This window comes from Psychrobacter pasteurii, from assembly GCF_900162815.1.
Classification (GTDB): Bacteria; Pseudomonadota; Gammaproteobacteria; order Pseudomonadales; family Moraxellaceae; genus Psychrobacter; species Psychrobacter pasteurii.
The window spans coordinates 1-12501 of sequence record NZ_FUGD01000095.1 but is presented as its reverse complement, the minus strand read 5'-3'; the positions used below and the strand labels follow the sequence as shown (position 1 = coordinate 12501).

The following is a 12501-nucleotide window of genomic DNA, read 5'->3' as shown; positions in this document are numbered from 1 at the left end:
AGCTTTACGCTCAATGTTCTTTTTCCAACGCTGAATTGTCGTTGTACTGATTTGATATTCTTCGGCAAGCTCTCGATAACTGTAACCTTCGTCAAGCTTATCTAATATCATTTGTCTGTAGTCTTTTGAATATGCCATCTTATCAGTGTATCTTATTTATGGGGCTATGACTATAGTACATCACGCCAAGATTAACATACGCAGTATTCACCCCCTGACTGGCTGCTTTAAAATACCATTTACGGGCCTTATCGAAGTTTTGGGCAACGCCCTCTCCTTCATCATATAAGACAGCCAATGAGTATTGAGCCTCACCATACCCTTGATTGGCTGCTGCCAAATACCACTCAGCAGCTTTAGAAGAGTTTTGATCAACTCCAATACCCAGCTCATAAAAAAAGCCTACTTTATATTGTGCCTCTGCATCACCCTGTCCTGCAGACTGTAAATACCACTTAAAAGCTTGTAGATAATCAGTGGCAACTCCGATGCCATTTTCATAAAGAACGGCCAAATTGTACTGGGCATCTTTATCTCCCTGAGCGGCAGCCTTCTGATACCAGTATCTTGCCTTGGTCAAATCCTGAGCTGTGCCTCTGCCTTCGTGGTACATCACTGCCATATTAAATTGAGCATTTACATTGCCTTGAGCGGCTGATTTTTGATACCACTGCAACGCTTTTTTCTCATCTTGAGCAACTTCCTCATTACCCGTCTCATAGCTCCAGCCCAAGTTAAATTGTTCAACTGGGCTACCGTTCTCAGCCAAAGCTTGGGTGGTCGGCAAGTCTAGAGCCCTTGCCGATAGCGAAGTTAAGCAAAGGGTAGTCGCCAGAGCCCTCACGGTAAGCTTCAGTAAAATACGGGGAGCTGCTAGGGGCATAGTCTTCCTTGTGGCGAAATCCATTTTATTTGTATCGCGAGGACAGTCTGTTACTACTTTGCCTTATGGCTAGCAGCATCCAACACTAATAATAGGCGTCTTAATCTATTCGATAAGCCATTTTAGTCTACATGAAAAATCTTACTTTAAAAATAGGTAAGCTTTGAATATCGATTGACAAACATTTGAGATAAACTGCTATTATTATGCCGCTAATAAAATAAGAGCCGCTATCAGTTAACTGCTGCAACCCTTATTTTTATAACCCACATTAACCACTTAAAATCTAAATAAATGGGGCTTTTATGTCTAACTTATGGCTTGATTTAGGGAATACAAGACTTAAATATTGGCTAGCAGATGATATCGGTCAGATTATCACCTCAGATGCCAAACAGCACCTGCAAGCCCCTGCAGAATTACTGATTGGTTTAACTGATAGATTTGACACTTTAGCCCCTGAATTTATTGGGGTCTCCTCAGTACTCGGTGAAGAGGTGAATGCTCAAGTCGCCGAGTCGCTAGCCACATTAGGGATTCCTTTTGAATTTGTTCATGTAGACGCTAATCACCCTCTACTTACCAGTGACTATGATGCTGGTCAGCTTGGAGTGGACCGCTGGCTACAGATTTTAGGAGCGGTAGATAGAAAAAAACGTCAGTGTATTGTCGGCTGTGGTACAGCATTGACCATAGACTTAGTCGATCATGCTCACCATTTGGGTGGTTATATTTTTCCAAGCATTTATTTACAGCGTGAAGCGCTATTTTCAGGAACCAAGCAAATCAGCATCAGCGAAGGGACTTTCACCAGCATTAGCGAAGGGGTAAACACCTCTGATGCGGTACACCGAGGTATTTTATTATCTATCGTGGGCGCGATTAACGAGATAGCTCGTCGCAATCCAAACTATGAATTTACCTTAACGGGCGGTGATGCACCATTACTGGCTCAGCATCTAAACCACCCCATTCATATTAAAGACAGTTTGCTGCTAAATGGTCTGATGCGCTATTTTGATCAACAAAACCAACCTCGCTAAAGCCAACTCCAAACCGTTAGCCAATAAAAAGACCTATCTATAAAAGATAGGTCTTTTTTGGTTGATCACATTACTTTAGGCTGCTATTTATCCAGAAAAGGATAGTCTGTGTAGCCTTTAGCGCCGCCACCATAGAAAGTTTCTGGATGCTGCTCATTTAAAGCAACCCCTTGTTCGATACGCTCTGCCAAATCTGGATTGGCAATATAATCACGGCCAAAGGCCACAGCATCAATATACCCAGCTTCAATCAAAGACTGTGCTTTTTCAGGGGTATAGCCGCCCGCAGCGATAATGGCGTTATCAAATACCTCACGCAGCTTTTGACGAAACTCTGTCGAATAAGGCGTGCCGCCAGCCCAGTCTGGCTCTGATAGATGCAGATACATCAAACCGCGTTTATTAATTTGCTCGACCAACCAAATGGCCTCTTCTTCATTGTAGCCCACATCTACATTGTTAAAGCTACCTAGAGGTGAGATACGGATACCAATGTGGTCTTTATCCCATGCTTCAACACAGGCATCAATAACTTCTAACATTAAACGAGCACGGTTTTCACGACTGCCACCATAATTGTCGTCTCGTTTATTGGTATGTTCTGCCCAGAACTGGTGTAATAAGTAGCCATGAGCCCCATGGATTTCCACCCCATCAAAGCCGGCCTCTTTTGCATATTTCGTGGCTTGAGCAAAATCAGCAATGACCTGTTTAATCTCTTCTAAGCTTGCTGAACGAGGCGTGGTGCCCTCTACTCGTATTGGCTTACCATTGTCATCTCGTAAGGTAGTACGAACGCCCACATGCACGTCTGACGCTGATATTGGGGCTTTCCCTTCTGGTTGTACGCTTTCGTGTGAGACTAGGCCTGTGTGCCATAGCTGAACCACAATTTTGCCACCCTTAGCATGCACTGCATCGGTAATGACTTTCCATGCTGTCTTTTGCTCTTCGTCATGTAGACCTGGAGCGCCAGCATAGCCTTTGGCTTGTAGAGATACTTGAGTGGCTTCAGTAATCACTATGCCTGCCCCTGCTCGCTGAGAGTAATATTCTGCTGCCAAAATAGTAGGCATATCCCCAGGCTCTACTGAGCGTAAACGAGTCAGCGGTGCCATAAACACTCTATTTTTGAAAGTTTGGCTGCCCATTTCGATAGGGTTAAATAAATTAGCGTACGCCATGGTCGTTCCTATAATGTTGTCTTAGTTATTCAAAGGAGGTTAAAGTTATTGTGTTGCTAAAAGGGAGCACTAAAAGTGAAGAATAAGATCACTGATTAGTTATATTATCGCGTCCTGTTTTTTATTATGGAGCAATACTCAGAAATTTAAAGCAAAAATAGACCGGTCGTTACAATTCTATTGTACTTAAAAAACAAGCTACTTAAAAATCAAATGTTGAACAGACAAAAAAACCCACTAAATAATTTTAGTGGGTTTTTAGGCTATCCATTAAAACAGCTCAATCATCAGAAAATTAGTCATCAGCATGGGTTTTTTCAAATTCATCATGCTCAACTTGATATAAAGCACCTAGTCTTTGCTGTAAATCAGCATCTAAAATTTTACGAGCTTCTTTGAAAAACTCATTCTCTTCTTCTTTTAAGTGATGACGAACTTTATGGATTAAATCCGCACAAGTAGTATCCCAAGTGTCTTGACTGATACGGCCATCACCAAGCGTTTCCATCATTTCATCCATTTCGTGGTGTTCAGTAATGGCATGACGCGATAGGTCTAGTCCATCATCGTGCTGCATCACTGGGATGTATAAATGACGTTCTTCGGCTGCAGCATGAGCTTGTAACTCTAGCTTTAGCTCTTCATAGATGGCTTTACGCTTCTCGTTGTCTTTTTCTTTTTCAAGCTTGTCGCATAGCTCACGCTGAATATCATGCTTAGCAATTAATGCTTCAAAAATATCCTGATCAAAATCTACACTTGTCTCTTTACTCATAACAAACTCCATAATTAAGTCAAAAAATCAGATGGCAGCCACAATTAAAAACCAACCTCTAAAATAAATTTCTAAAAACTGATTTCGGGCTTATTTAAATAATTACTCAATTATAGACATCCCTCATAGAGATTACTGTCTAAGTTAGACAAAGATTTGTGTGAGCATGTGAATAATGCAATCTATTCTTATTTGTCTTTATTTTTCTTTCTCTTAAAAGACTTAATTAAACCCTCATGGTGAATTTTTGGCATCTTTAAAGTCACAGTACCCGAAAGCATGTCATGTACTGCCAATCCACCACGGTTAAATAAGCAAAACAGATAGTTAAACATTAGACCAAAAAAAGCACTAAACAGCATGGCAGAGCGTGAACCATGAAAAGCATAACCAATCACCCCACAAATGATCGGCACCACACAGGCGGCCAAAATACGCTTAATGGTTTTACCCCAAGTCAGCAGTTGACCCTTACTGTCCACTGTCTTCAAACGCCAAGTTTGCATGCCTAAGGTCTGCCCTGCTCGGCGCCAAAATAAACCATAAAAGCCTATTAAGGTCAGAATAAAGGCGGGAGTTAACACTAAGTTTTGGTACCAGCGTGGCAAGGTTTGTGCTTGATCTGAGGTTACCCCAGTCTCCATAGTCATCATGGTGCCAAGTACGGTTAAGACAGTCCCCACCAAGAACAACAAGGCCAAAATCAACATACCATCATAGACGATAGCGATCACTCGGGTCGAAGCCTTGGCAATTTCTGGCTCACCAGAGATACTAACGCCCTCTATGCCTGTGGGTCTTAGTTGCTCAGTACTGTTGGTTTGGGCAGCCTGAGGACGACGAGAAAGCTTAGGAGTACGTTGTTTAGACATGATGAAGTGACAACTCAGTAAGGACAGACTTATTAATAGAAAAAAATAAAGGCTATTGTAGCTTATTTTGTGTCAGATGACAGGAAGGATAAAAAGTGCTGAAAATAAATCTGAGAGGGAAACTAGAAATAAAAGCGATAGTACAAAATAGTACAAATATGACAGGCATAAAAAAATCGCCAAACAATGGGCGATTAATTTAGTGATTTGTTAGATGGTGCGCCTGGAGAGATTCGAACTCCCGACCCCTTAGTTCGTAGCCAAGTGCTCTATCCAACTGAGCTACAAGCGCATATTTATCTAACTTATCTTGTTAACACTTGTCGTTAACAGGATGGCTATTATAGCCACTTTTTTTTAGGAGTCAACATTTTTTTGAATTTTTTTTAAATCTTTTAAAATTTAATTTTTTTCAAAAAATGGCGGTGAAGGAGGGATTCGAACCCTCGATACGCGTTAACGTATACACCCTTAGCAGGGGTGCGGTTTCAGCCACTCACCCACTTCACCGAAACTTCTAAAAACACAACTTTTGGCGCTCAGCTTATTTAGCCAGTTACCTCATGTTGTGGGCGAGTATTATAGCAAACTAAAACAGCTTTGCAAGGGTGTTTTTTAGTTTTCTGCAAATTAAACCAATTTAATGGCTTTTTAGCTGTTTATTCTACCCGCCCGCCTATTTTTTAATCGATTGTACACTTAGCCAATCATCGGCAATAAGTTTCTAGCAATGATTTCAACAAATATTTCAATCAGCAGTAAACCAAAGATGGCCACCATAGGTGATAAATCTAGCATACCTAAGTTTGGCGTGATACGGCGAAAAGGCGCTAAAATAGGTTCAGCCATCTGCACAATTAATTCAAAGATAGGGTGCATCTTTTGAGTAAACACCACAATCCAGCTAATAATAATCGAGCCGATAATCAAATAGCGCGCCACACTTAAGAAGCTTAAGATCAATGATAGACTTCCCTCGAAGAACAGTCTAATCGGGGTATAGCCATGACCAGCAATGGCTGCGTTGCCTGAAATATCTATCAGCTTTAATAAAAACAACAGCATGACCGCTGCTAAGTTAACTCGCCCGCCCCCTACTGTTGGAAAAATACGACCAAATACATCAACAATTTGGGTCGCCTTATAAGCGGGTTGAACATAAGGATGATTGCGCTCAAGCCCTGCAAACTGAAGCATAAAGCGGATAAAAATCAGTAGCATGGCGAAATTTACCACCATGTTGAATAGGGCATACGAAAGACTTGTCATTCAACGTACTCTTACTAGTTTGAATTTAAAAAAAGGGGCAGTCAACCATCGTATATGGCCAATAGTCGACTCAATATCTATTACTGTGTTATTAAAGAGGGGTTAGCGCTATTATTCTGCCATCTCACGGCTAATTTCTTCACTGCGTGTATAACAAGCTTGCATCGCTTTTTTCATCACTTGAGCGAAGTCATCTTGCTGTAAAGACTCAATAGCAGCCTGCGTGGTGCCGTTCGGAGAGGTCACCTTGCGGCGAAGCTCTGCGGGGCCTTCTTCACTGGTTATGGCCATCTGAGCCGCACCCAATGCCGTTTGCATCGCTAATGCAGCCGCTTGTTTTCTATCTAAGCCTTGCTCAACTGCAGCTTCAATCATCGCCTCTAACATATAAAAGAAATACGCAGGCGCCGAGCCTGATACTGCGGTCACGGCGTGCAACTGCTCTTCTTGCTGCACCCAGCTTACCAAGCCAGAAGCTGCCATCACTGAGGCAGCTAAGGTCTTATCTGCTTCATTGATGTAGTCAGTAGCATAAAGTCCAGTCGCCCCTTTTTGAATCATGGCGGGAGTATTTGGCATGGCACGAACGATGTTTTTATAGCCGCCTAGCATTTTACTTATGCTGTCTGTAGACAAGCCTGCAGCCACTGAAATGATAAGCTGCCTATCTAATACGTCAGCAAAATCAGACACCACTTGACGCATGACTTGAGGCTTAACCGCTAAAACCACCACGTCCGCACCCTTCACGGCGACTTGTGAATTGTCTGTTTCTGTATTGCCTGTAGGATCTACAGCATTAATTTTTTGTTGCTTTAAGCTATTGCGAATGTCCTCTGAAGGATCGGCAACGGTAATGTCTGATGGATTAATACCTCGACCTATCAGCCCACTAATTAAGGCTTGGGCCATATTACCGCCGCCAATAAAGCTGATTTTCTTCCCTTTAAGTTCTGCCATTGTTCTTCCCATTATTTAAAGCTTGGCTTGGCACAATTTGTGACCTAGCATTTGTTAATTCAGTGTTACTTCAATCAGTGTTATATTTTATACAAACACTAGAAGCATTCGTAATGTTGCTAGTGTAACACATCATTTTATGGATTATATTACTCAACTCACCGCCACTGATTTTCAATGAGTTGACTCTACTAATAGAGCTTAAAGCTACAAATTACGCACTTCACTAAGGAGATTATTATCTTCTATAAGCTGCTGAATCGACGGCGCAAACTGGCTTTGCAAGGCCAGTATTCGCTCAGGTGTAATTAATAGTAAAGGAAACTCTGCAACTTGAGATGACAGCTGAATTGAGCACAGCACCACAGACGGCCGCATAAAACTGGGGAGATCTAGCGCTTGTAACAGCTTTTTGCCCGATTTACGCCCTACTCTGCCCGGTAAAGCTATCTTTTTAGTACGCGGTAAGGGCTGAAATAGAAGCTTTGCCGACTTTAACTCTAAACCAGTCTCAACAGCCGTATTAGTATTAGATGACAAAATAAGCTGCTGTTGTATTCCAAAAGTTAGGTTAGACAGCCCGGTTAAAGACCACTCAAAACTGGTATTTGATGGTTTTAACGAAAAACGAGGTGCTATTTCTGACTGACTATCAAGATTAACCTGCTGCGTTGCCGGCGGTAATTGTAGCCACTGCTCCCAGCTTTGCCACAATCGATATAACTTATGCTGATAACGGCGAATCTGATATTGATAAACCCCACTATCCCAATACAAACAAGTTTGATGATCGCTGTCTTTGCGATGTACTAAGCTCAACACTTCTTCTACCAGCCGTCTAGAAGGAGGTAGTTCAGTGGCAGAGGGCGCCAGCCAGCTGTGAATAAGGGCTGATTGACGTGCAGTAGATAACTCAGTCAGTTGATTGATATCTAGTACAGAACAATAAGGTCTATCTGTCATTAGTGACTGCGATAAGTCCGCCTTACTTTGTTCATTGAGAATAACGCTCGCCTCTTGCATCAACTGCCCAGTACGAGCGATCGCTTGTTTGGCCTTAGGATAGCGCTGGGTAATATGTGGCAATAGCACACTACGCAGCCAAGCCCTATCATTAAGCTGATTTTGGTCAAACTCATTACCACTACCCCTGCTCTGCCAAGCCACATTGGTGGGGTCATCAATATAGTTTAAGTTTTCATTATTTGCGTATTGGGTGATTTGTTGGCGACTAACCGTTAGCAAGGGGCGCCATAAGAATATGCTTTTTTGACTGCCCTCTTGAGCCTGACTCTTTTTGCTAGACCAATCTTTCATTCCCCTAAGGCCATTGACCCCTGCCCCATTGAACAGGCGCATTAATAGCGTCTCGACCTGATCATCTTGATGGTGGCCCAGTATTAAGACATCTTGATGATTCATGACGCTCATCATTGCCTCATACCTTGCTTGACGGGCTTCTTGCTCAGTCTTTTTTATTAGGTTTATCTTAAGCACTTGGCAAGGCAGATTATTTTGCTCAGCCCACTGTAATACTTGCTCGGCCCAAGCAGCATTGGCTTGCTGCATACCATGATTGATATGTAACAGCTGTGGTAAAAAGGGCAGCTTACCCTCTTTAAATAAGTGTTGGCAGAGATGGGCCAAACTCAATGAATCTCGCCCACCACTGCAAGCCAACCAGACTCGTCTTCCCAGTAGCTGCTGCTTATGATGGGTAAAACTCGATAGGAGCGCCTGTTCTAAATTAGCGGTATGATCAAGGGTCATAGTAAGGGTAAACCACACAAAAAGTTCGTAGATTATCTAGGTTAAGGCTAGAGTATCAGGATTTAGCCAAATATGGAGTATTGAATTATGTGGCTTATGGTAGAGGCAAGCAAGCTTTAGGCAACAAAAAGCCTTCAACAAGCTTAAGCTCATTGAAGGCCTGGATTTTATTTCAATAAAAAACTCTATTAGTAACGAGCATCCTTCGGCTTTTTACCACTTGGCCAATCATTCACTTTCCCTGGGAATTCAGGACGTGGTTTGTGAGCGAAGAACTCCGCCACATCCACTGCATCTTGATCAGTTAAGATACCGCCATGACCCCATAAACCCTTCGTCTGTACACTCATGGGCATGTTGTATTTCACAAAGGCAGCCGCTTTATAAGTACGTGCCATACCCGCACCAATATTAAAGGACTCATCACCCCACAGTGGCGGGAATACGATATCGCCACGACTGTCTTTTAAGCCTTCACCATTGTCGCCGTGGCAGCTGGCACACTGAGCGTAGTAAATCTTCTCACCACGGTCTGTATCCGCTACTAGTGAAGTGTCGATATCCCCTGCGTTTTGGATATCTACGCGTTGGCTTTCAGGTATCTTTTGGCTGAGCCATTCCATGTAAGCAATCATAGCTTTCATCTCAGGCCCCTCCCTATCTAGTGGCTTACCATTCATAGAGCGTTGGAAACAGCCATTAATTCGTCCCTCTAAATCGACTTCTTTTCCCGCACGAGGCATCACTTTAGGATAAGTGTTAAAACTATTAATATACGGGTCACCAAGAGGCACTTTACCTTGTGAGATATGACAGCTGTTACAGTTCATCTCTGCGCCCACATGCTCAGGAAGCAGGCGTTTGGTTTCGTTTAATAAACGCTTACCATAGAAGATTTCATCTGTATTGGGTTCTTTTAAAATCTCAGTATCTTGTGGTAGCACGTATTTACCGATGTCTTCGTTGGCATCATCCGCTGTGGTTACCACAAACTCTGGAGCTGCTCGATCCGCAGGCTTGGGGTCAGAACAGCCACTTACAGCCACTGCCATAGCCCCTAACATAGTTAAAGCAAATACTGATTTTTTGATTTTAGCGGTATCCATCATATTTAAATTATTCATTACCCGCTCCTTTTGGCTCTGCAGACACAGTAAGATCCATTGGTAAATCTGTGGCTGTGACTGGTTTAGCATTTAAAAAAGCACGCATCTTAACAACGTCTGTGGTATCAATCTCTGGCGCTTGGTTGGTCCAGCTGTTACGAACATAGTTCACAATTTCTGCAATATCTGAGTCACTCAAGTGCTTAAACTCAGGCATAGTAAAGGCCATACGATCATGTGGGGTCTTCGGCATACGACCACCATTCATGGTGATTTGCAAAACTGAGTCCGCATCACGAGCAATCACTGCACTGTTGGCGTCTAATGCTGGGAAGATACGTGGCACTCCCTTACCATCGGCACGGTGACAAACCTGACAGTATTCCGCATATAAGATGGCGCCGCGGCTATCATAAGTGCCATCAAGTAGTTTTTGTGTCGTGGTGTCCTCTTTGGCAGGTAGCGTCACTTCTTTACCTGGCGCAGGACTTAAGGTTTTCAGATAAGCTGACATAGCATGCAAGTCTTCCTCAGTCATATACTGAGTACTGTGCTCGACCACCTCTGCCATGGCACCAAAAGCAGCCACTTTATCGGTACGACCTGTCTTAAAGAAGTCGACCAGCTCTTCTGTACTCCAAGTACCTAAGCCGCGATGTTCACCACGCAGGCTCTTAGCACGCCATCCATCAATGACAGCACCACTTAGATATTTATCAGAGTCAGTGTTAGATAAGGCCACTTCTTGATAGCCAATCCCTCGTTCGGTGTGACAAGACCCACAGTGACCTGGACCTTCAACTAAGTACTGACCTCTTGCTAATACTTTGTCATCAGTTTCTGCCACAAACTCACGCTCTGGTGCAAACATCGCTTGCCAGTATGCCAAAGGCCAGCGCCAGTTGAATACAGGAGGCAGTTCACTTTTTAAGTTGGCTTGTTTCACCGGTTTTACCGCCGACATAAAATAGGCATACATAGCGGCGATATCTTCATCAGGCATGATTTGATAAGAAGGATAAGGCATCGCAGGATACAGCGCCGAGTTGTCAGCACGGACCCCATGCTTCACTGAGTTAATGAACTGGGCCAAAGTATAGTTACCGATACCCGTTTCTTTGTCTGGGGTAATGTTGGTTGAATAAATAGCACCTAGTGGGGTCAACATCGGCAGACCGCCAGCGTAGGCTTCGCCATCTAAGGTACTATGACAGGCCACACAGTCTGCAGTGCGGGCTACGTACTCCCCTCTTTTAATCAGTTCTGGATCGTTGATATCCACTTGAATCGAGGTACTCACAGATTCATCGACACTGCGCATTTTGGTCAGCATCATACTGAACAAAAACGCCAGTATTAAAGCCAATAATGCCCCTATTACGATAATCATTGGCCATTTTCTTTTTGTCATATTCATGACTGCTAAAACCTTTTTTTTCGTATGACCGTACCGTTAAGGAACTTAGGTCATACAGACAATTAATAGCAGTAATAGGAAAAAAGTAACCAAAAACTACTTTTAAGCCTATTACTCACTGAAATCTTGTTGAAATATAATTGTTTTAATAGTTACCTTTCAGAAACATATAATATGATATTACATTATATTTAAGGATTAACCAATACAATTCCATATTCCTTTTAGGGATTAAGGACTGTGAGCATAAAAAAAGCCTTAATCCCTATAACCTCTCAGGCCACAGTGATTAAGACTTCGATAATTAAAAGCTCAGTAACTCAAATTTACTGGTATTACCCAATATTGTTAGTATTTCAAAAGCGAAGAATCCTCTGTTTTAATTGTGCTTTGGTTCTACTCTACTTACTGAACTCTTCAAAAGCAGACATAGCTTCAGCCGCATACATGTAGCTGGGACCACCACCCATATAAATACAAACACCCAATGTTTCAGCAATCTCTTCACGCGTAGCGCCAAGCTTGATTAACGCTTTGGTATGAAAACCAATGCACGCATCACAGCGCTGTGATACAGCAATCGCCAAAGCAATAAGTTCTTTTTGTTTTTCATCGAGCACCCCTTCTGCTGAAGCCGTTTGTGCCAGACCTGAAAAGGCTTTGGTGGTGTCTGGAATAGTTTTTCCTAGTATGGCTAAGTTTTTGCTCACATGCTTGGTGATGTCATTAAAAGATTTACTCACTGCTCTCTCCTAATTTGAGTTAACGGGATACTGGACCAAAAAATAGATTATTTAAGCTTGCAAGTATTAATACCTAGCATTTTATACAGTACACAAGACCGAGTTAAACCAGTGAATAAAGGTATAAGACCTATCAGCCCCCACCAGCTACCATAATAAACACCAATGGCTAGAATAATAATTCCTGCGATGATTCTGATCATTCTGTCTGTATTGCCAACATTCTTTTGCATAATAGACTCCTTCCTTAATGGCTACTTTGATTAAAATCCAATTACTATATTAATATATAATATATTAAATTATATATAATTACTAGGCTCTATTTCATAATGTAGGAAGATAGCAGTGCTTACTCCAAGCAGATCGCTCTTTAATACTTTTGACTTCCTCCCCTCGCTAAACCGAGGGGATTCCTACAGCTAGACGGTCAAGCCCGACCGCAAGGATGTTCTTAGCAGCATTGATATCTCTATCAT

The 12501-nt window shown here is 42.5% G+C and carries 13 protein-coding genes, 2 tRNA genes and 1 pseudogene; 1 reads left to right on the top strand and 15 read right to left on the bottom strand.

Features of this window, described 5'->3' with window-relative positions; genetic code table 11:
- A partial coding sequence (locus A1232T_RS08830) for a helix-turn-helix domain-containing protein (protein ID WP_143513974.1) occupies nucleotides 1-138 on the bottom strand: 138 nt, incomplete at its 3' end.
- 4 nt (nucleotides 139-142) lie between these two features.
- The gene (locus A1232T_RS08825; RefSeq protein WP_167367053.1) at nucleotides 143-883 is read right to left on the bottom strand and encodes a tetratricopeptide repeat protein; all 741 of its coding nucleotides are present in this window, start codon (nucleotides 881-883) and stop codon (nucleotides 143-145) included.
- Nucleotides 884-1188: 305 nt separating this feature from the next.
- Between A1232T_RS08825 and A1232T_RS08820 the strand changes: the two genes are divergently transcribed.
- Nucleotides 1189-1926 (top strand): pantothenate kinase, encoded by a 738-nt coding sequence (locus tag A1232T_RS08820; RefSeq protein WP_077449076.1) that lies wholly within the window; start codon nucleotides 1189-1191, stop codon nucleotides 1924-1926.
- A gap of 83 nt (nucleotides 1927-2009) precedes the next feature.
- Here A1232T_RS08820 and nemA read toward each other — a convergent pair whose 3' ends face one another.
- The 13 genes and pseudogenes from nemA to A1232T_RS14415 form a co-directional block, all read right to left on the bottom strand.
- Nucleotides 2010-3110, bottom strand: a complete 1101-nt coding sequence (nemA, locus tag A1232T_RS08815) for an alkene reductase (RefSeq protein WP_077449075.1) — start codon at nucleotides 3108-3110, stop codon at nucleotides 2010-2012.
- Nucleotides 3111-3405: 295 nt separating this feature from the next.
- Nucleotides 3406-3885, bottom strand: a complete 480-nt coding sequence (locus tag A1232T_RS08810) for a hemerythrin domain-containing protein (RefSeq protein ID WP_077449074.1) — start codon at nucleotides 3883-3885, stop codon at nucleotides 3406-3408.
- Nucleotides 3886-4073: 188 nt separating this feature from the next.
- Complete coding sequence (locus tag A1232T_RS08805) at nucleotides 4074-4757, bottom strand: RDD family protein (protein WP_077449073.1); 684 nt, start codon at nucleotides 4755-4757, stop codon at nucleotides 4074-4076.
- A gap of 215 nt (nucleotides 4758-4972) precedes the next feature.
- Nucleotides 4973-5049: transfer RNA gene (locus A1232T_RS08800), tRNA-Arg, on the bottom strand.
- Between the two features lie 128 nt (nucleotides 5050-5177).
- A tRNA-Ser gene (locus A1232T_RS08795) sits at nucleotides 5178-5267 on the bottom strand.
- A gap of 189 nt (nucleotides 5268-5456) precedes the next feature.
- On the bottom strand, nucleotides 5457-6026 hold the full coding sequence (locus A1232T_RS08790) for a YggT family protein (RefSeq protein ID WP_077449072.1): 570 nt from the start codon (nucleotides 6024-6026) through the stop codon (nucleotides 5457-5459).
- Nucleotides 6027-6137: 111 nt separating this feature from the next.
- Nucleotides 6138-6986, bottom strand: coding sequence for a pyrroline-5-carboxylate reductase (gene proC / locus A1232T_RS08785; RefSeq protein ID WP_077449071.1), 849 nt, complete (start codon nucleotides 6984-6986; stop codon nucleotides 6138-6140).
- Nucleotides 6987-7193: 207 nt separating this feature from the next.
- Entirely contained in the window at nucleotides 7194-8756 is a 1563-nt protein-coding gene (gene tilS, locus A1232T_RS08780) for a tRNA lysidine(34) synthetase TilS (RefSeq protein ID WP_077449070.1), read from the bottom strand.
- 188 nt (nucleotides 8757-8944) lie between these two features.
- Entirely contained in the window at nucleotides 8945-9880 is a 936-nt protein-coding gene (locus tag A1232T_RS08775) for a c-type cytochrome (RefSeq protein ID WP_077449069.1), read from the bottom strand.
- The gene (locus A1232T_RS08770) at nucleotides 9873-11273 is read right to left on the bottom strand and encodes a cytochrome c (RefSeq protein ID WP_208606938.1); all 1401 of its coding nucleotides are present in this window, start codon (nucleotides 11271-11273) and stop codon (nucleotides 9873-9875) included. Before A1232T_RS08770 ends, A1232T_RS08775 begins: the two co-directional genes overlap by 8 nt.
- A 407-nt stretch (nucleotides 11274-11680) precedes the next feature.
- A complete protein-coding gene (locus A1232T_RS08765; protein WP_077449067.1) occupies nucleotides 11681-12022 on the bottom strand; it encodes a carboxymuconolactone decarboxylase family protein in 342 nt (113 codons plus the stop codon).
- A gap of 47 nt (nucleotides 12023-12069) precedes the next feature.
- Complete coding sequence (locus A1232T_RS08760) at nucleotides 12070-12255, bottom strand: YgaP family membrane protein (RefSeq protein ID WP_077449066.1); 186 nt, start codon at nucleotides 12253-12255, stop codon at nucleotides 12070-12072.
- Nucleotides 12256-12421: 166 nt separating this feature from the next.
- Nucleotides 12422-12501: pseudogene (locus A1232T_RS14415) on the bottom strand (RNA-guided endonuclease TnpB family protein); the annotation flags it as partial.

Excerpts from the sequence above, each read along its gene's own strand:
- A1232T_RS08825 (WP_167367053.1), bottom strand. The coding sequence starts at position 883 with ATGCCCCTAGCAGCTCCCCGTATTTTACTGAAGCTTACCGTGAGGGCT.
- A1232T_RS08820 (WP_077449076.1), top strand. The coding sequence starts at position 1,189 with ATGTCTAACTTATGGCTTGATTTAGGGAATACAAGACTTAAATATTGG.
- nemA (WP_077449075.1), bottom strand. The coding sequence starts at position 3,110 with ATGGCGTACGCTAATTTATTTAACCCTATCGAAATGGGCAGCCAAACT.
- A1232T_RS08810 (WP_077449074.1), bottom strand. The coding sequence starts at position 3,885 with ATGAGTAAAGAGACAAGTGTAGATTTTGATCAGGATATTTTTGAAGCA.
- A1232T_RS08805 (WP_077449073.1), bottom strand. The coding sequence starts at position 4,757 with ATGTCTAAACAACGTACTCCTAAGCTTTCTCGTCGTCCTCAGGCTGCC.
- A1232T_RS08790 (WP_077449072.1), bottom strand. The coding sequence starts at position 6,026 with ATGACAAGTCTTTCGTATGCCCTATTCAACATGGTGGTAAATTTCGCC.
- proC (WP_077449071.1), bottom strand. The coding sequence starts at position 6,986 with ATGGCAGAACTTAAAGGGAAGAAAATCAGCTTTATTGGCGGCGGTAAT.
- tilS (WP_077449070.1), bottom strand. The coding sequence starts at position 8,756 with ATGACCCTTGATCATACCGCTAATTTAGAACAGGCGCTCCTATCGAGT.
- A1232T_RS08775 (WP_077449069.1), bottom strand. The coding sequence starts at position 9,880 with ATGAATAATTTAAATATGATGGATACCGCTAAAATCAAAAAATCAGTA.
- A1232T_RS08770 (WP_208606938.1), bottom strand. The coding sequence starts at position 11,273 with ATGACAAAAAGAAAATGGCCAATGATTATCGTAATAGGGGCATTATTG.
- A1232T_RS08760 (WP_077449066.1), bottom strand. The coding sequence starts at position 12,255 with ATGCAAAAGAATGTTGGCAATACAGACAGAATGATCAGAATCATCGCA.